The sequence below is a fragment of the Collinsella vaginalis genome (assembly GCF_900176655.1).
In the GTDB taxonomy this organism is placed as follows: Bacteria; Actinomycetota; Coriobacteriia; order Coriobacteriales; family Coriobacteriaceae; genus Collinsella; species Collinsella vaginalis.
On record NZ_LT838844.1, the window covers coordinates 1 to 19,303 of the forward strand.

A 19,303-nucleotide genomic window follows, 5' to 3' on the forward strand; every position below is an offset into this window, starting at 1 on the left:
TCCAAGGCCCGCCGCAACCAAGCCGAGCGCGGCGAATCCCTCGCCGGCCTCAGCCGCGAGGAGAAGCGCGCCCGCAGGCAGGAGGCCCGCGCCCACGACGACCGGGTCTACGCCGCGTCGAATATCCTGATGCGTGAGAACCCCGCGTACGCGCAACAGCGCATGGTCTGGATGGCGTTCATGGTGGTTGGCGTCGTGTTCATCCTGATCGCGTTCGCCCTGCTCGCAACCGTGGGTCCGCAGGCCGATACGACGTTCCAGATCATGCAGTACGGCGCCGTGGGCATCGCGTACGTAGCAGTGATCGGCGGCTTCATCTTCGATTTCGTGAAGATCCGGCCCATCCGCAACGAGGCGCGCTCCAAGGCTGAGGGTATGACGGACGCCCGCCTGGACGCGGTTCTCGAGCGCGGGGCCAAGGCCCAGGAGGCCAAGCGCGCCGCGAAGAAGGAGAAGCGCGCGAGCAAGTAAGGCGGTGGACTGCGGTGTCGTCGCAGACCCTGAGCTGTGGCGACACCGCTTGCCCACACGGCGTGCCGGGGGACGCATGCCGCAGCGGGCATCGTGCTTGCGGACCTGCGACGAGCGGCACCGTGGCCGGAGTGCGCCGCCACCGGCTCACCGCATTAAGCGCCTGCGGACCCCATCGTCAGGATCCGCAGGCAAACCCCGAAAGGATGACAGATGATCGAAGCAGCTCTGACCATCGAGGACGCGCGCAGGGGAATGAAGTCGCTTGCCCCGCAGATCGGGCGTTATGCGGACCTCATCGTGCGCAAGGGTGTTAATGTCGCACCCGGCCAGGAGGTTGTCGTGCAGTGCCCGGTTGAGCGGGCCGATTTCTGCCGGATGGTGGTGGCGCGCGCGTATGCGGCGGGTGCCTGCCATGTGACAGTGATCTGGGCCGACGACGCGGTCTCGCGCCTTGAGTATGAGAACGTGGAGACCATCTGGTTCGAGCAGGTCCCAACGTGGAAGCGCGAGCAGCTCGACGGCCTTGCGCGTGCGGGAGCATGCTTCATCTTCATCGAGGGGGCCGACCCCGAGGCCTTGAAAGGTATCGATCCGGCGAAGCCGGCTGCGGCGTCGAAGGCCCGCAACCTCCAGTGCCGCGATTTTCGCCGCGGACTCGATTTCAACGAGAACGCCTGGTGCATCGCCGGCGCCCCGGTGGCTGCCTGGGCGCGCCACGTCTTCCCCGGCTGCGATGACGAGGTCGCCGTCTACCAGCTCTGGCGTGCGATCCTCGCCGTTGCCCGTGCGGCGGGCGAGGACCCCGAGAGCGATTGGGAGCTCCACGACGCCACATTCGAGAAGAACCTGCACCTCCTGAACGATCGGCACTTCAAGGCGCTGCACTACACGGCCGCCAACGGCACGGACCTCACCGTGGGCCTCACCGACCGGCACATTTGGGCAGGTGGAAAAGGGGAGACGGTCAAGGGTCGTCCGTTCTTCCCGAACATCCCCACGGAGGAGGTCTTCACCTCGCCGCATTGCGAGCAGGTGGACGGCATCGTGCACTCGGCCCTGCCGTTGGTGCACCATGGGACGAAGATCGACCGCTTCTGGCTGCGTTTCGAGGCGGGTCGCGTGGTCGATTTCGACGCCGAGGTGGGACGCGATGCCCTGAAGAGCATCCTTGACACCGACGACGGGGCGAAGCGCCTGGGTGAGGTGGCGCTGATCTCGAAGAACACGCCGATCCGCGAGAGCGGGACCCTGTTCTACTCCACGCTGTACGACGAGAACGCCAGCTGCCATGTGGCGCTGGGCATCGGGTTCCCCGAGTGCTATGAGGGCGGCTTCGAGATGTCAGCCGAGGAGCTGCGGGCGCGCGGGGTGAACACCTCGAGCACGCACGTGGACTTCATGATCGGGACGGACGACCTCGACATCATGGGCATCTGCGCGGACGGCACCGAGGTGCCCGTGTTCGTGAACGGGCAGTGGAGCTGGGAATAGGGTTCGCTCGCGATGCCGTCTACCGCTCATGCCGGATGGCGTGCGGAGCAGCTTCCGGGCTCTCCGTGCCCGCGAGTGCTTCGCGGAACGCGTGAGCATCGGGCAGATAGATCGCCTCGAAGCGGTCTCGCGCGGTACGTAAGGTGTCAACGAGGTAACCGGGCTCATGGTCAAACTCGCGCAGACCCCGCAGATAGAAAGGCTTCAGGTCCTCGGTGACGATGAACGGGGCGCATCCGAACCTCAGGCACTCCTTGAACATGATGAGGCGTCCAACGCGCCCGTTTCCGTCAGAGAAGGGGTGAATAAGTTCGAAGTCACGGTGGAAGCGGGCGATCTCAGCGATGGGGTCACTCGCGTGTAGGGAGGATTCCCAGCGATCGACGAGGTCGTCAACGAGGGCGGGAACCTCCTCGGGGGCGGCCGTCTCGATGAAGCCCGCGCCTGAGGCGATGCCGTTGGGCGCAAGTTTGTAACCGCCGACGTTCATGACGGGTGTGGACTCGTCGGACGTGCCCCGCTTGAGTTTGCTGTGTAGGTTTCGAATAAGCTCCGGAGTGAGTGGGTCGCAGACATGGTCGAGCAGTTCGTCCACCACGCGGAAATGATTCCTCGCCTCGACGAGGTCGTTCACGGATCCGTGCCCTGCGAAAGCGCCACGCTCAAAGACGAGAACGGTCTGGTCATGTGTGAGGGTTGAGCCCTCCATGTGGTTCGAGTTGTAGGCGAAGTCGCACTGCACGGCCTTGTACACGCCGCCATCGACGTGGTGATCGCGCTGGTACTTCAGCACCTCTATCAGCCAGTCCATAGGGCCCTCCCGACGTATGACCTCGCCGCTTCATTCTACCCTGTAGGATGGACCGGGTTAGATGGTTCTCCGAACACATCGGTCTCGTGGCCTCTCCCACCCTGAGCGTCCGATTCCATGCGTTCAATAGGACTGTCGTAGTCCCCGTCATCGGCGGAGGTGCTGTGACTCGCAGGCTCCACAAGCGAGCTCTGACGCCCTCATTCCGGAACAGTACGATGAACAGGTGTTCTGAAAACGGAACAGGGCGCCCGAACGAGCGCCCTGCCTGCGGTCTTAAGGGTGGGCCGTCAGGGGATCGAACCCTGGACCTTGGGATTAAAAGTCCCCTGCTCTGCCAGCTGAGCTAACGGCCCGCGCGGTTGATTGTATCACGCACGGCGTTTGATACCGGGATCATTGCGGTTGGCGGCTGCACAGGGTCCCATGAGGCCACATATATATAAGGGCAATCGCTTTCGGGGTGGGGGTCCGACGGGATGCCCTCCGAATGCGCGGTTCCATGCCGGGCGATCGCTTCGACGGCGGGCGTCCCAGCAGGGTGCCCCCTCGATGCACGGTATTGCTCCAGGCCGTCGCGTCGCCCCAGCGGCGGGGGCCCGACGGGATGTTCCCTGGATGCACGGTTTTGCGTTGGTTGACCGCCTCGGCGAAGACTATACCGATAAGAATGCCCCCCCCCTCGATGCGCGGTTTCGCGCCGGAAGCTGTCTCGGCGATGCCCGCCACCGCAGGATGCCCCCCCTGAATGCACGGTTTTTGCGGCCACTTTGCAGGATGTCCTCCGAATGCACGGTTTTTGCCCCCGATTCGTCGGGGGATCGGGTCCGACCGTCGAGAGCACGCAGTTCGGGGCCTCGCGGGTAAAACGTCGGCGTACTTTTCAGCTGAAAAACCGTGCATTCAGGGGACATCTTGAAACAAACCCCCTGAAAAACGTGCATCCAGGGGACATCCTGCAAAAAAGCCATGCAAACCGAGCATCCAGGGGACATCTTGCAGATTCCCGGATGGGACAGGGCCGAATGCGCGGGATCTCGGACGACCCGGGGATTTCGGGATGGCGCGTCGGCCCGCCGAGAACCCGGGGTGTCGAGATAACGCGTCGGCCCGCCGAGGGGCTATGGATTGTGGGATAACGCGCCGGCCCCGGATGGGACGGGGGCGTGCGCAAGGCCACAGGCGAATAGGACATCAGCTATCTGCGCGGCGTCCCTTGCCGTATTATTAATGTGTGCGGATCGCGGGTGCCACCCACCCGCGTCTTCAGAGCAGCATGGCACTTCAACTGGCTTTCCAGCTGCGAGCGCAAACGGGCCGGCTAGGCCGCGTCGCTTTGCAGTTCGGTTTGCCCCTAGGAAAGGAAGCTCGCAATGCACGACGTCCACCAGCTCCTCAACACTTGGATCGACCACGTCAGCGACCCTGAGTTCCTCGCCGAGCTGACGGCCATGCGCGACGTGGGCGACGAGGCCACCATCACTGATGCCTTCTTCCAGGACCTCGCCTTCGGCACCGCGGGCCTGCGCGGCACCATCGGCGCTGGCACCAACCGCATGAACGTCTACACCGTCGGCCGGGCCACCCAGGGCTTCGCGAGCTACCTCACGGCGACCTTCGAGAACCCGAGCGTGGCCATCGCGCGCGATTCCCGCAACAAGGGCGAGCTCTTCGTCAAGACCACGGCATCCATCCTCGCCGCCAACGGCATCAAGACCTTCCTCTACCCGCGCATCTCGCCGGTCCCCACGCTGTCCTGGGCCGTGCGTTACCTTGCAACCTCGGGCGGCATCTGCATGACCGCCTCCCACAACCCCGCGGCGTACAACGGATACAAGGCATACGGCCCCGACGGCTGTCAGATCACCAGCGAGGCCGCGGCTGCTATCTCCGAGGCCATCGCCAGCACCGACACCTTCAACGGGGTCAAGACCATGGACTTCGATGAAGCGGTTGCGCGCGGCCTCATCGAGTGGATCGACGACGCCGTGCTCGACGCCTACTACGATGCCATCCTCGCCACCTCCGTTTCCGACCTCACGCCCGAGCAGACCGCCGAGGCCCCGCTCAAGCTCGTGTACACGCCGCTCAACGGCACGGGCCTCATCCCCGTCACGGAGGTGCTCAAGCGCGCCGGCATCACCGACATCACGGTCGTGCCCGAGCAGCGCGATCCCGATGGCGACTTCCCCACCTGCCCGTATCCCAACCCGGAGATCCGCGAGGCCATGCAGCGCGGCATCGACCTCTCCGAGCGCGTTCACCCCGACCTCCTGCTCGCCACCGATCCAGACGCCGACCGCGTGGGCGTAGCCGTCAAGAACGGCGACGACTACCTGCTGCTTTCCGGCAACGAGATGGGTGTCCTGCTGCTCGACTACATCTGCCGCATGCGCGCCGAGCGCGGCGAGGACCTCACGCGCAAGGTCGCGGTGACCACGATCGTCTCCTCGGCCATGGTCGATGCCCTTGCCGATCACTACGGTTTTGAGCTGCGTCGCTGCCTGACGGGCTTCAAGTACATCGGCGACATCATCACGGCGCTCGCGGATGAGGGCGAGGCGGATCGCTTCATCTTCGGGTTCGAGGAGAGCTACGGCTACCTCACGGGCGATCACGTGCGTGACAAGGATGCCGTGAACGCGTCGTTCCTGATCTGCCAGATGGCCCAGTATTACAAGCTGCAAGGGAAGAACCTCGCCGATGCCATCGCCGATCTGTACGAGCGCTACGGCAGCTACCTCAACAAGACGATCTCGCTGGCCTACCCGGGTGCCGAGGGTGCGGGCAAGATGGCAGCCATCATGGCGGGCCTGCGGGAGAACCCTCCGGCGGAGATCGCCGGCATGGCGGTTGAGACCGTGGTGGATTACGAGCCCGGCGTGAACGGTCTTCCGGCAGCCAACGTGATCGAGTTCGACCTCGCGGGCGGAAACAAGGCGATCGTGCGGCCGTCGGGCACCGAGCCCAAGATCAAGCTGTATGTGTTCGCGAAGGGCGAGAACGCCGCTGTAGCCGGTGCGCTGATCGAAGAGATCGAGGCGGCGGGGCGCACCTTGCTTTCATAAAATCACCCCGATTATAGTTCGGTGTAGATATTGCATAATGGGCGCTTTTAAAAAAGCGTCCATTATTTTTTCTCGCTTAAGGGACTGTGTGATTTACATCTCTTTAAATACCAGATAGGTTCACGTATGCGGGCTCAATCTCCATGTTGGATGATATAGTGTAATAAGCTATATGGAGTTGCTGTGTCTACACGATAGGAGCGAAGATGCACAACCGGAAACACACCACCACGCCTCCTAGGACACTTGTGAAGAGCGGTATCTCGCTGCTCCTCGCGATCTCGATGACCACGATGTCGTTTCCCCTGACATCGGTCGCCGCGTTCGCGCAGGATCAAACAGAGCGGGAGGCGCCCGTCGCAACGACGGAGGCCTCTTCGAACACTGCGGATAACGCCACTCCTGAGGAGCCGGCTGCCGGCGACCAGGCCGCACCCGCTGAGGGCACGGCTGAGGAGAAGGCGGATCAGGCCTCTGACAATGAGGGAGCCACCTTCCGCTCCGCCCCGGATACGGAGAGCGACGAGACGGAGACCGATGCTGCCGATCCCGCCGCGCTGACTGAGATCTGGGTCAGCTCGGAGGGTAACGACGACAACGACGGCTCTTCGGCCGATCAGGCGTTCGCCACCATGAAGAAGGCCCTTGAGGTGCAGGCGGCGAACCCCTCTGTTGCCGTTATCAACCTCCAGGGAACCTTCGGCAGCTGGGATGCGGTCACCATCCCCTCCGGCGTGACGCTCAAGGTCGCGGCGGACACGACGATCACGGGTGCTGCCAGCAAGAACGGCATCACGCTCGCGAGCGGCGCCAAGCTCACCGCTGGCGAGCACACGCTGACAATGAGCGGCTTTGCTACCGCGCTTGTTGTCAAGGCGGGCGCCGAGGTGAACGACGGCCACTATGCGCTTGATGGCAACACGGTCGGCTTCAACCTCCAGGGCTCGTTCAAGGGTACGGGCCGCGACCAGCTCGTTGTGACCGCAGTGAACACGCAGGTCAGCCCCTTCACGGGTGTCGACGTTTGGCTGGAGAACTGCACGGTCACCGTCCAGGCGAAGAACGAGGGTGGCGAGCAGTACGGCGCCATCAACCTGAAGAACGCATCCCTGACCACCCGGGGCGTGTGGTACTACGTCGACCCTTCGAACGGCAAGGGCGGCATCCACATGGATCACTCGGATTTCTATGTGTACAAGGCGACGGGGTCTAGCGCCTACAAGCAGTCCATCGCGATCCTCGGGGACTCCTATCTGAGGAACGGCTCCACGCTGACCGGCGACGGCGCGCGCATCACGCTCTCCGCGAAACTCACCGTGGATGACTCCAAGGTTGTCGTCAAGAACAGTACGCGTGGTGGGTTGAACATCAACTACAAGCCAGCCACCGCGATCTTCACTAACTCGACGCTTGAGACTTCCAACATGAGGTTCGTTCCCTCATACGGCACGGGCTATACCGACGGGCCTGCCTACATGGAGTTCCGAGGCAATAGCGTGGTGAACACTGACGCGAAGGATAAGGACGCCGACAACGGTGGTGCGCAACGCTCCAACGGCAGCACCTACGTGGTTACCGGTGGCTCCTACCTGGTCAAGTACGATCCCACCTACAACCACGATGTCACAACGCCCACCAACGGCACGGAGAACGGTGACGAGTGGCTCTCCTACTTCACGCTCGCTGACACCTCGGTGATGTCCCTGTCTCCCATCAACAAGAACGGCGACGCCTACACCTACCCGGTTGCGAATGCGTCGGCCGACGGCAAGAAGCACGTCTTCACGCCTGCCGCCACGGTGACGGTCAAGCTGAACAACGGCAACGCGACGTTCGCCGACGGCACGACGGCCGACAAGTCCTTCTCAACGATTCGCGGCTACAAGCTCCCCGATGTCGAGGGCAACGATGCCGCCGCCTCCCTCGGAACGCCCGCAGACAGCAAGGGCGTCACCTTCCTCGGGTGGTTCTACAAGGACGCCTCCGGTGTCGAGCACGAGTTTGATTACGCGAACACCGTGTTCAGCACGGACACCGAGGTCTATGCCAAATGGGACGCCAAGACGGTCGTCTACCACAACGGTGCGGGGGCGAGCTTCATCCAGAGCATCGAGTCCGATCAGGATAGCGCCACCGTGCTCTCCTTCGAGGACGTCGCGAAGGCCAACAAGGACTTCAACATCCCCGGCAAGCAGTTCTCCAAGTGGACCGCTGCGCCCGATGGCTCCGGCGACGCTGTGACCGCCGGCTCGACCCTTGCGTTCGAGAACGGCGTGACGCAGCTCGATCTCTATGCTCAGTACAACGCCGACACCTATCGCGTGGCCTTCTCGGCCAACGGCGGCACCTTCGGGGCCTCCAGTGTCTTCAAGACCAATCCGGATATCTTCACCATCGAGCAGGATCCCGTGCGCGGCGGCGAGGTGGCTGTGGTCAAGGCCGGTGCCACCTACAACCAGAAGCTCTCCGAGCTGCTCGGCAACTTCGCACGCGGGAAGATCACGCCGAAGACGGCCGCTGCAACGAAGACGGGATTTGTGCTCAACTCCGATGAATACTGGAGCGCCTCTCCCGCCCTGGGTGGAAGTGGTCTTCGCTTTGATGACTATAAGCTCTTTGGTCTGCTGACCATGTCCGGCGAGAACCCCGCTTTCACCGCCGATACCACTTATTACCTCACGTGGAAGAACGACGACAAGGTCAAGTCTTTCGATAACGAAGGCACCATGCTCGCCGATCTCTGGGGTTCTTCTGAGCTCGGTCAGGACAACAGCACCACGCTGCTCCGTCAGGGGGCTGCCGACGGCAAGACCTTCAGTCTGACGGGCGCGGTGGACGTTGCGTCCATCAAGCAGCAGATGAGCGACATCGAGTCTCAGTTCTCGGGCGTTGATCCCGCCGATATTACCCTCACGGGCACGACATCCCTCTTCAAGGCTGTGCTCACGCTTCCCGAGGGTGTCAATGCCCCATCGAAGCTCGACAAATCTCAGGTCCAGGCCACGGGCCTCGGCGACCTCTTCGAGGTCAAGGGCACCGAGGTGCGGGGCAAGAAGGTCACGGTCACCTTCGGACTCAAGAAGGCCTACACCTCTTATGAAGAGCTCAAGGCCGCTGTCCTCGGCACGGGCACGAGTGATGCTGCCAGCACCATCGCCGATGCGATCACGCTGACCGTTCCTGGGTTCAGCCTGGACAAGAGCAAGGTCTCGAACGGCCAGGAGCTCACCGTCACCGGTACGGTCGATGGTTCCTTCAACTCTGTTGCGAGCGCGGGTGAAAAGACGCTCCGCTTCAACCTCACCTGGAAGGGTACACAGGTCCCGGCTGGCAAGGATGTCCGCGCCAAGGACGATACGTCCATCCAGCAGACCATCCTCGTGAAGAAGGCTTACGAGACTGATATTCCGGCCGATATGCTCGTCTACGTGCAGCCGGATGGCGCCACGGCCGAGCAGCAAAAGCAGGCGGGAACGGACACCACCCACGGCGCTCCCGCTGGCGTCTATGCGGGCAGCACGGTGAACCTCACCGGCACCGTTGACGCCAAGACGGTCAAGCAGCAGATGGAGGCCATCGAGGGAGAGTTCGGCAATCCGACGGACTTCTCGTCCATCGCGCTCACGAAGCTGTCCTCCCCGTTCACCGCCACCTTCACGGTGCCTGAGGGTCTGACGCTTCCGGAGGACCTCTCGCCCGAGACGGTCATTCCGGCCGGGTTCGCCGATACCTTCGCGGTGACGAAGATCGAGTCCACCCCTGACGGGCGCAGCGTGTCCGTGACCTTTGCCCTCAAGGGTGGTATCGAGAACTATCAGCAGCTCAAGACCGCTGTTGATGCCCTGGATGACACCATGAAGCTCACCGTTCCCGGCATCAAGGTGAACGATGATGTGCTCGATGGAACCGAGCTTCCCATCAAGGGCACGGTCACCGGCTCGTTCGACGCCGTGGCGACCTCTGCCGACGGCACCGAGAAGGACTTCTCCTTCACCTGGACCGGTACGCAGATTCCTGATGGCAAGGACTCCAAGGCCGCTGATGACAAGGTCATCCAGCTCACGCTGGCTACGCCCGCGCCCCAGGACGCGGATCTGCCGGCCGACATGCTTTCCGGTGCCGACACCGAGCACAAGGCCGCCCATGCAGCCTTCGCCGGCTCGACGATTCCCCTCACGGGTGCCGTGCGTATCGACGGCGTCAAGAAGCAGATGGAGGCCATCGAGGACCAGTTCGGCAACCCCGACGGCACCAAGATCGCGACCGACATCAAGGGCTTCGGCTTCACGGCCACGATGACCCTCCCCGAGGGGATGGAGCTTCCCGAGGACCTCTCGAAGGATATGGTCGTCTTCGAACAGGGCGAGGGCGTGGAGACCTTCGAGGTCACGGATGTGAAGGCTGAGGGCCAGAAGGTCACGGTCAAGTTCGGGCTGAAGGACGCCTCCAAGCTCGACACCTACGCCAAGCTCAAGGAGGCCGTGGGCAAGGCGGGCGTCGAGAAGGGCACCTGGCTCAAACTCACCGTCCCCGGCGTGACGATCGTCGACACGGTTGCCGAGGGAGCCAAGCTCACCGCCGTGGGCACCGTTTCCGGCTACTTCAAGGCGGTTGCCACCTCTGAGAAGGGCACCACCAAGGCATTCTCGTTCCGCTGGAACGGCACGCAGTGGGAGGACGGCAAGGACGCCACCACACCCGCCGATGACGAGAGGATCACGTTCACGGTCCAGGTCCCCAGTGCTCCGCAGCAGAGCGACCTCCCGGCCGACATCCTCTCCGGCAACGACACCGAGCACACCTCGATCTACCAGGTGTACCCGGGCCGCACCCTCGACCTCACGGGTGCCGTGCGTATCGACGGCGTCAAGAAGCAGATGGAGGCCATCGAGGACCAGTTCGGCAACCCCGACGGCACCAAGATCGCGACCGACATCAAGGGCTTCGGCTTCACGGCCACGATGACCCTCCCCGAGGGGATGGAGCTTCCCGAGGACCTCTCGAAGGATATGGTCGTCTTCGAACAGGGCGAGGGCGTGGAGACCTTCGAGGTCACGGATGTGAAGGCTGAGGGCCAGAAGGTCACGGTCAAGTTCGGGCTGAAGGACGCCTCCAAGCTCGACACCTACGCCAAGCTCAAGGAGGCCGTGGGCAAGGCGGGCGTCGAGAAGGGCACCTGGCTCAAACTCACCGTCCCCGGCGTGACGATCGCCGACAGCGTCAAGCCCGGCGAGAAGCTCGTGGTCCGCGGCACGGTGACGGGCCTGTTCAAGGCCATCGCTACCTCGGCTTCGGGAACCACGCAGCCCTTCTCCTTCACCTGGAATGGCGTGCAATGGCCTGACGGCAAGGACGTCGACGCCGGCAGCGATGAGGCGATCCGCTTCACCGCGATGATTCCGACCGCGATGCAGCTCGGCCTTGATGCCGACATGCTGATCGGTAATGACACCACGCATGACGCCACGCCCGAGGTCACCGCTGGCTCCACGGTGGATCTCACGGGCCTGGTCAAGATCGACGGCGTCAAGCAGCAGATGGAGGCCATCGAGGCCCAGTTCAGGAACCCCGACGGCACCGCCATCAAGACGGATATCAGGGACTTCGGCTTCACGGCCACGATGACCCTCCCCGAGGGGATGAGCTTCCCCGAGGACCTCGACAAGTCCAAGGTCCGCGCCGACGGGTTCGAGGACACCTTTGAGGTGACGGGCGTCGAGGTCGACGGCCGGAAGGTCACGGTCACCTTCGGCCTCAAGGACGCCTCCAAGCTCGACACCTACGCCAAGCTCAAGGAGGCCGTGGGCAAGGCGGGCGTCGAAAACGGTACGGCGCTGACGCTCACCGTTCCCGGGGTCAAGATTGCAAGTGATCTCGAAGCGGGCAAGGTGCTCACCACCACGGGCACGGTCACCGGTGAGTTTGGGGCCGTGGCGACTTCCGCCTCCGGCAAGCGCGAACTGTTCCTCTTCACGTGGACGGGTACGCAGCTCAAGGGCGGTGAAGACAAGATCGACGCAGACGGTATCAAGCTGAGCGTGAAGGTCACGGCCGCTCCGGTCGAGACCGGAACCGTCATCGTCAAGTACGTGGACGAGAACGGCAAGGAGATCGCGAAGAGCGTCGAGCTCTCCGGCAAGGTCGGCGACGCCTACACCGCTGAGCAGCTCACTATCGACGGCTACACCTACGTGCGGCTCGCCGATGACTCCGCGCCGCTCGCCGGCACGTTCGCCAAGGATCCGCAGACGGTCACGCTCGTTTACAAGAAGAACGAGCCTGGCAAACCTGGCAAGTCCAACACCAACAAGCAGGGCAAGGGCAAGAAGAACGGCAAGACCCTGCCGCAGACGGGCGACGTGACCGCTCTGGTTGCGATCCCGACCGCGGCAACCGGCCTGGCCGCGCTCGCCGTGGCGCTGCGTCGCCGCCGCAAGTCGGGTGACGCGGAGTAACGCGCACGGAACTATCCGTTCGAGTGACGGGGCCTGTGGTGATGAGCCGCAGGCCCCGTTCTTGTTGTCGTCAAACCAAATCGCGCGACGGCCGCCCGGAAGCACATGCCAACAAGACCCCTTGACATAGTCCGAAATCAGACCATACTGAGATAGTCCGAATTCGGATAGAAGTCATAGCCGCTCCGATGGCCCCTGATGGCCCCGCCCCACGTACATCCCACGGGAACAGGAACCGCCCATGGCCCTCACCAACATCACCGCAGTCAAGGAGCTCGCCCAGCTCTACAACGCCTCCGACAGGCTCTATGCGCAGTTCGCGCGCAGCTGCGGCCTCTCGAGCTGCGCCTACTGGATGGCTTACGAACTCGTTTGCGCCGGCGGGGAGGCGCCGCTCACGGAGATCACGGCGGCGTGGGCATACAGCAAGCAGACCATCAACTCCGCGCTCAAATCCCTTGAGTCCCAGGGCCTCGTGACCCTTGCGTTCTGCGCGGGGAGCAAGAAGAACAAGCGGGCGAGCCTCACCGACGCCGGTCGGAAATTCGCTCAGGAGCAGATCGAGCCCGCCATGGCCGCCGAGCAGCGGGCGTTCGACGCGATCGCCCCCGAGGAGGGGGAGGAGCTCCTCACGCTGCTTAGATCGTACACGGCATCGCTCAACGATGAGTTCGCACGGATGACGGCAGGAGATGAGTCATGAGCCAGCAGGCCACTGCGTTGGATACGCCAAACGCAAACGAGGACGAATACCGCATGGGGGCATCGCTCACCCTGCTCGCGCGGTTCGTGCGCCCGTATGGAGAGCTGGTCGCCGCGACTCTGCTCGCCCTCGTGCTCGACCTCGGGGGCATGCTCTTCGTCCCCACGGAGCTCGCCTCGATGATCAACACGGCCCTCAATCAGGGCGGCCTCGACGAGCTGATGCGCCATGGCGCGACTATGCTCGCGGCGGCGCTCGTGGGCTCGGGCGGCGCCGTCACCACGAGCCTTCTCGCCGCGCGCCTCTCCGCCAAGGTCGGCCGCGACATCCGCGTCGCGATCTACGAGGCGTCGCTCGTGTTCTCGGGGTCGGATTTCGAGCGGTTCGGCACCGGTTCCATGATCACGCGCACGCTCTCGGACGCCACGGTCATCCAGCAGACCCTGCTCATGGCGATCCTCATGATCATGCCCGTGCCCATCATGACCGTCATCTCCGTCGTCCTCGCGTTTCGGATCGACGTCGTCATGGGCTGGATCCTGCTCGCCATCACGGGCACGGTGCTCGTCATCACGATCATCGCCGTGCGCATCTCGGCACCCATCTTCACCCGCCTCCAGGGCTTCATCGACCGCATGAACGCCCGCCTGCGCGAGGCGATCACCGGGGCCCGCGTCATCCGCGCCTTCGGGAAGGAGGCCTCCTCGCGCGAGCGCCTGGACGGTACCTTCACGGAGTACGCCGAAAACGCGATCAAGGCGAACCTCCTGTTCTCCACGGCTGATTCCATGACGTTCTTCCTGATGAACAGCGCGGAGGTGCTGATCATCTGGCTCGGTGCCGACCGGGTGGGCGCCCAGGCCATGCAGATCGGATCCATCACCGCGCTCATCGAGTACGCCCTGCTCATCATGTTCTTCATGATGATGGCCCAGTTCGCCCTGCTCTCCGTGCCGCGCGCCCTCGCCTGCCTCGAGCGGGCCCGCCAGGTGCTCGAGGTCACCCCCGAGATCGCCGATCCTGCCACCGCGCCCGGTGCGGCACGCGCCGGGGCCCCGGCGCACGGGCTCGCGGACACCTCCCAGAGCGGTGCGCCGGTGGCCGCTTTCGACCATGTGAGCTTCCGTTTCCACGATGCGAGCGAGGACACCCTGCACGACCTCAGCTTCGAGCTGCGCCGGGGAGAGGTCACGGCCATCATCGGCAACACGGGGTCGGGCAAGTCCACCATCGCGCGGATGCTGTTGCGCTTCCACGACGTCACGGAGGGCCGGCTGCTGTTCGGGGGCGTCGACGTGCGAGACCTCACCCAGGACGAGCTGCGCAGCCGGATCTCGTATGTGCCGCAGAAGGCCTGGCTGTTCTCAGGCACCATCGCCGAGAACCTGCGCCATGGCGCGGCCGACGCCACCGATGAGCGGCTCTGGCACGCGCTTGAAACCGCCCAGGCCGGGTTCGTGCGCACCTTGCCGGACGGCCTGGAGTCCCGTGTCGCCCAAGGGGGCACGAACTTCTCCGGCGGTCAGCGCCAGCGTCTCGCGATTGCCCGCGCCCTGGTGCGCGACGCCGACCTCTACGTGTTCGACGACTCGTTCTCCGCGCTGGACTTCAAGACCGACGCCGCCCTGCGCCACGCGCTCAAACCCGAGCTCGGGCGTGCGGCGACGCTCATCATCGCGCAGCGGGTGGGCACCATCCGGGACGCCGATCAGATCGTCGTCTTCAAGGACGGCAGGCTCGTGGGGTTCGGACGCCATGATGACCTGATGGACAGCTGCCCCACGTACCGGGAGATCGCGGAATCGCAGGAGCGAAAGGAGGAGAACCATGGCTGATCAGCGTGAGCACGAGGATCTGATGAATGCGAACGAGGCCGCTGTGCCTGAGGACGAGGAGCGCATCCCCGCCGGGATGGCCTGGCGTACGGCGGCGAACCTGTGGCGTGCCGCCGCGGGCATCCGCTGGCGTCTCGTGGTGGCAGTCTGCTCAACCCTGCTCTACGTGGCCTTCAGCCTCGCCGCCCCCGTCTATAGCGCGGAGATCATCGACCTCCTGTGGGGCTGTATACAGCGTTCCTTCGCGGAGGGGGTGCCCTTTGCGGTCACTCTCGAGGACGGGGGCCGGCAGATCCTGATCTACCTTGGCATCTGGACGGCGGCTTGGGCCTTCTACTCCGTGCAGGTCATGGTCATGTCGGGCTTCGCCGAGCAGCTGAACCTCGCCCTGCGCAGCCGCATCGCCGAGAAGCTCGGACGGCTGCCGCTTTCCTACTTCGACGTGCATCAGCCGGGCGATACCATCAGCCGCGCGACCAACGACCTCGACAAGGTCTCCGAGGTCCTGCAGCGCGGCCTGCTGCAGCTCATCATCGCGGTGACCACCCTGGTGGGCGCCCTCATCATGATGGCCTCCTTCAACCTGGTCCTGACCGGTGTCTTCGCCGTCAGCGTGGTGGGGGCCTTCGTCGTGACGCGGTTCGTGGCCGCGCGTACCCTCGCGGTCTCCACCGAGCGCCAGGAGGCGGTCGGCACGCTCACGACGCGCATCGAGGAGGCGTACAGCGGGCGCGCCGTCATCAAGGCGTTCGGTCGCGAGCGGGCGAGCCTGCGGGAGATGAGCGAGGCGGCCGACGCGCTCGCCCGCACGAGCGCCGTCGCGGACTTCATCACCAACGCCGCCGGGCCGGCCGTCCGCTTCCTCGTGCGCCTGTCGCTCGTGGGCATCGGCGTGCTCGGAGGCGGGATGCTCATCGCCGGCCAGCTCACCGTCGGCGTGTTCCAGGCGTTCTACCAGTACGCGAACCAGGGCAGCGAGCCGCTCACCCAGGTCTCGATGACCTACAACATGCTGCAGGGCGCGCTCGCCGCCGCGGCGCGGGTCTTCGCGCTGCTCGACGAGGACGAGGTCGTGCCCGATCCGGCCGAACCAGCGACGCTGCCGGTCGGCTCCGCGGGCCGCGTCGTCTTCGAGCATGTGCGCTTCGGCTACGATCCCGCGCACCCGCTCATGCGCGACGTGTCGTTCACGGCCGAGCCGGGGCAGAAGGTCGCCATCGTCGGCGCCACGGGCGCGGGCAAGACGACCCTCATCAACCTGCTCATGCGCTTCTACGAGATCGACGGCGGCCGGATCCTGCTCGACGGCGTGAGCACCCGCGAGCTCACCCGCGCCGACCTGCGCCGCCGCTTCGGGATGGTGCTGCAGGACACCTGGCTCTTCGAGGGGACGATCGCCGAGAACATCGCCTACGGCCGACCCGAGGCGACACGCGAGGAGGTCGCCGCCGCCGCTCGCGCGGCGCGGGTCGACTTCTACGTGCGCACGCTGCCGGACGGCTACGACACGGTGCTCTCCAACGACGCGGAGAGCATCTCCCAAGGCCAGCGCCAGCTGCTCACGATCGCCCGCGCGATGCTCTCCGATCCGGCGATCCTCATCCTCGACGAGGCCACCTCGAGCGTGGACACCCGCACGGAGCAGGCGATCGTGCACGCCATGGAGACGCTGATGTACGGGCGCACGAGCTTTGTGATCGCGCACCGGCTCTCGACGATCGTGGACGCCGACCTCATCCTGGTGATGGAGGCCGGGACCATCATCGAGCAGGGCACGCATGAGGAGCTGCTCGCGGCAGGGGGTGCGTACGCCGAGCTGTATCGGAGCCAGTTCGCCTAACCCCCGGGGTTCATCGAGATATGCTACTTTTTTAGTGTTCATTTAGTGCTACACTCGAAGCGCTACACATCGGACCGTCGGTGGGGTGTCGCCAAATCCCGACCACGCGGCCCCAAAGAGGGAGGGGTGATGTAGATGGACTGGTTGAGCGACCCGGTCATGCTCGCGCGTATCCAGTTCGCCATCACGGCGTTGTTCCACTTTATTTTCGTCCCGACGTCCATCGGCGTCGGCCTCGTCACCGCCATCATGGCGACGAGGTCCTACCGCTCGGGTGATCCCGAGGACGAGGCGGCCACCCGGTTCTGGGTGCGCCTCTACACGGTGACCTTCGCCGTGGGCGTGGCGACGGGCATCACGATGGAGTTCCAGTTCGGCACCAACTGGGCCGACTACTCCCGTTTCGTGGCCGACATCTTCGGCGCCCCGCTCGCCGCTGAGGCCCTCTTCGCCTTCTTCCTCGAGTCCGTGTTCATCGGCATCCTGATCTTCGGGCGCAACCGCGTCTCCCGCCGCATGTACATGGTGAGCTCCTGGCTCGCCTGGGGTGGCTCCGCGCTCTCCGCGCTCTGGATCATCATCGCCAACTCCTGGATGCAGACGCCTGCCGGTTTTGAGATCGTGTCCGGCCCTGAGGGCTCCAAGGCGCAGATCACCGACTTCCTCGCGGCGGCCCTGAACCCCTCCACCCTCCCGCGCTACTTCCACGTGCTCGTGGCGACCCTCATCATGGGTGCCCTCGTGTGCGTCGCCGTCGGTGCCTACTACCTGCTGCGCGGCCGTGCTGAGAAGATGGCCCGCGGCTTCGTGCGCGTTGGCGTCATCATGGGCGTCGTCTCCGTCGTGCTGATGCTCCCGGCCGCCCACTGGCAGGCGAGCACCGTCGCCCGCACGCAGACCTCGAAGCTGGCCGCCATGGAGGGCCAGTACGAGGAGGGCCCGGTCGACCTCTCCCTCTTCGGATGGGTTGATGAGGCGAATGAGCAGACCTACGCGCTCAGCATCCCGGGTGGCACCTCCTGGCTCGCCGACGGCGATCCGTCGGTCAGCTACCCCGGCCTCAACGACTTCCAGGCCAGCGAGCGCCCTGACCTCGTGAACGTGATCTTCCAGTCCTACCATGCCATGGTCGCGCTTTACGGCGTCCTGATCCTCGTGGTGCTCCTCGGCATCCTCGTGCTGCGCGGCGCCTTCTCAGGCAAGAAGTGGCCGCTCGTGATCCTGTCTCTCGGCTGGATCGCCGCCATCCTCGCGATCGAGACCGGCTGGCTCGTCACGGAGTTCGGCCGCCTGCCGTGGATCGTCTACGGCGTCTTGAAGATCGAGGACGCGGCCTCACTCGCCGTCCCGGCCGGCCAGGTGCTCGCCACGATCGTCCTCTTCCTCGCCGTCTACTGCCTGATCTTCGTCTGCTGGGTCCGCTTGCTCCGCCGCACGCTCGAGAACGGCCCCGAGGCCTTCGAGATCGGTGGCATCGAGGACGCCAAGGTCGAGGTGCACGCCCCGTCCTACTTCGGTGTCGCAGGTGATGCGGCGGCAGATGCCGCTGCCAAGAAGGGAGGCGCATCCGCATGAGTCCGCTCGCATTCATCTGGTTCCTGCTGATCGGCGTCCTGATCTCCGGATACTTCATCCTCGATGGCTTCGATCTCGGTGCCGGCGTGCTCTATCCGCTGCTCGCCAAAGACGAGACCGAGCGCGCCGTGATCCGTCGCGCGATCGGTCCGGTGTGGGACGGCAACGAGGTGTGGGTCCTCACGGCCGGCGGCGCCCTCTTCGCCGCGTTCGGCCCGGCGTACGCCACGAGCTTCTCGGGCTTCTACCTGGCCATCATGCTCGTGCTCTTCGGCCTCATCCTGCGCGCCGTCGCGCTCGAGTTCCGCGCGCACGACGCCGCCTGGTCGAGCCTGTACGACATCCTGTTCACGGTCGGCAGCTTCCTGCCGGCGCTCCTCTACGGCGTGGCCATCGGCAACGTCGTAGGCGGGGTGAACCTCAACTCCCATGGCGACTTCGCGGGCTCCTTCTTCGACCTGCTGAACCCCTTCGCCCTCTGCTGTGGCCTGCTGGGCCTCTCGCACATGCTCGTGCAGGGTGCCGGCTGGATCGCGCTGAAGGCCCCGGCCAGCTCCGATCTGGCAACCCGCGCCCGCGATCTTCGCTCCAAGCTCGCGGTTGCCGAGATCGTGATCTTCGCGCTCACCTCGGTGGTTCTCTTCGTGGCCGTCGTGCCGAGCGGGGTCGAGATCCGCGCGCTCGCCGTCATCTTCGCGCTCGTCTTCCTCGCGGCCATGATCGCGAACCTCAAGGCCCCCTCTGACCTGCTGGCTCAGATCTTCGCCTCCCTCGGCTGCGTGGGGCTCGTCGGTGTCGCCGCGTCGACCCTCTTCCCGAACCTGATTCGGGCGACCGACCCGGCGTACTCGATCACCATCTCCGGGGCCGCGAACAGCGACCTGACGCTCGCCATCATGCTGGGCATCGCCTGCATCGGCGTCCCGCTCGTTCTCGTGTACCATGTCATCGCCTACCGCATCTTCCGCGGCCGGCTTGAGCGGGAGGACCTGACCTACTAGGCCGTGGCCTGCGGGCATGGGTTCGTCCGCAGGCGCTTCCGCGCCTGAGT

General features: G+C 64.7%; 10 protein-coding genes and 1 tRNA gene. 9 read left to right on the forward strand and 2 right to left on the reverse strand.

The features are described from left to right. Positions 1 to 471: hypothetical protein (locus CAP13_RS09955; RefSeq protein WP_085830781.1), on the forward strand; the 471-nt coding region annotated here is incomplete at its 5' end. Between the two features lie 213 nt (positions 472 to 684). Continuing rightward, the gene (locus tag CAP13_RS06290; RefSeq protein WP_085830782.1) at positions 685 to 1,965 is read left to right on the forward strand and encodes an aminopeptidase; all 1,281 of its coding nucleotides are present in this window, start codon (positions 685 to 687) and stop codon (positions 1,963 to 1,965) included. A 19-nt stretch (positions 1,966 to 1,984) separates the two neighbouring features. Here CAP13_RS06290 and CAP13_RS06295 read toward each other — a convergent pair whose 3' ends face one another. Both CAP13_RS06295 and CAP13_RS06300 read right to left on the reverse strand, forming a co-directional pair. After that, a complete protein-coding gene (locus tag CAP13_RS06295; RefSeq protein ID WP_085830783.1) occupies positions 1,985 to 2,776 on the reverse strand; it encodes a Fic family protein in 792 nt (263 codons plus the stop codon). A gap of 283 nt (positions 2,777 to 3,059) precedes the next feature. Next, positions 3,060 to 3,132, reverse strand: a tRNA-Lys gene (locus CAP13_RS06300). A gap of 1,017 nt (positions 3,133 to 4,149) precedes the next feature. Between CAP13_RS06300 and CAP13_RS06305 the strand changes: the two genes are divergently transcribed. The 7 genes from CAP13_RS06305 to cydB all read left to right on the forward strand — a co-directional run bounded on the left by CAP13_RS06305 (position 4,150) and on the right by cydB (position 19,253). Then, positions 4,150 to 5,844, forward strand: coding sequence for a phospho-sugar mutase (locus CAP13_RS06305; protein ID WP_085830784.1), 1,695 nt, complete (start codon positions 4,150 to 4,152; stop codon positions 5,842 to 5,844). A 206-nt stretch (positions 5,845 to 6,050) separates the two neighbouring features. After that, positions 6,051 to 12,299, forward strand: coding sequence for a MucBP domain-containing protein (locus tag CAP13_RS06310; RefSeq protein ID WP_085830785.1), 6,249 nt, complete (start codon positions 6,051 to 6,053; stop codon positions 12,297 to 12,299). A gap of 241 nt (positions 12,300 to 12,540) precedes the next feature. Beyond that, complete coding sequence (locus tag CAP13_RS06315) at positions 12,541 to 13,002, forward strand: MarR family winged helix-turn-helix transcriptional regulator (protein ID WP_085830786.1); 462 nt, start codon at positions 12,541 to 12,543, stop codon at positions 13,000 to 13,002. 53 nt (positions 13,003 to 13,055) lie between these two features. Further along, positions 13,056 to 14,837 (forward strand): ABC transporter ATP-binding protein, encoded by a 1,782-nt coding sequence (locus CAP13_RS06320; RefSeq protein ID WP_143764919.1) that lies wholly within the window; start codon positions 13,056 to 13,058, stop codon positions 14,835 to 14,837. Further along, positions 14,830 to 16,677, forward strand: coding sequence for an ABC transporter ATP-binding protein (locus tag CAP13_RS06325; protein ID WP_085830788.1), 1,848 nt, complete (start codon positions 14,830 to 14,832; stop codon positions 16,675 to 16,677). The genes CAP13_RS06320 and CAP13_RS06325 overlap by 8 nt, the downstream gene beginning before the upstream one ends. A gap of 135 nt (positions 16,678 to 16,812) precedes the next feature. Further along, entirely contained in the window at positions 16,813 to 18,252 is a 1,440-nt protein-coding gene (locus tag CAP13_RS06330) for a cytochrome ubiquinol oxidase subunit I (protein ID WP_085830789.1), read from the forward strand. Next, positions 18,249 to 19,253 carry a cytochrome d ubiquinol oxidase subunit II gene (gene cydB / locus CAP13_RS06335; protein WP_085830790.1) on the forward strand — a complete coding sequence of 335 codons (1,005 nt, stop codon included), beginning with the start codon at positions 18,249 to 18,251 and terminating at the stop codon, positions 19,251 to 19,253. Before CAP13_RS06330 ends, cydB begins: the two co-directional genes overlap by 4 nt. Positions 19,254 to 19,303 lie beyond the last annotated feature (50 nt).

Excerpts from the sequence above, each read along its gene's own strand:
- CAP13_RS06290 (WP_085830782.1), top strand. The coding sequence starts at position 685 with ATGATCGAAGCAGCTCTGACCATCGAGGACGCGCGCAGGGGAATGAAG.
- CAP13_RS06295 (WP_085830783.1), bottom strand. The coding sequence starts at position 2,776 with ATGGACTGGCTGATAGAGGTGCTGAAGTACCAGCGCGATCACCACGTC.
- CAP13_RS06305 (WP_085830784.1), top strand. The coding sequence starts at position 4,150 with ATGCACGACGTCCACCAGCTCCTCAACACTTGGATCGACCACGTCAGC.
- CAP13_RS06310 (WP_085830785.1), top strand. The coding sequence starts at position 6,051 with ATGCACAACCGGAAACACACCACCACGCCTCCTAGGACACTTGTGAAG.
- CAP13_RS06315 (WP_085830786.1), top strand. The coding sequence starts at position 12,541 with ATGGCCCTCACCAACATCACCGCAGTCAAGGAGCTCGCCCAGCTCTAC.
- CAP13_RS06320 (WP_143764919.1), top strand. The coding sequence starts at position 13,056 with ATGGGGGCATCGCTCACCCTGCTCGCGCGGTTCGTGCGCCCGTATGGA.
- CAP13_RS06325 (WP_085830788.1), top strand. The coding sequence starts at position 14,830 with ATGGCTGATCAGCGTGAGCACGAGGATCTGATGAATGCGAACGAGGCC.
- CAP13_RS06330 (WP_085830789.1), top strand. The coding sequence starts at position 16,813 with ATGGACTGGTTGAGCGACCCGGTCATGCTCGCGCGTATCCAGTTCGCC.
- cydB (WP_085830790.1), top strand. The coding sequence starts at position 18,249 with ATGAGTCCGCTCGCATTCATCTGGTTCCTGCTGATCGGCGTCCTGATC.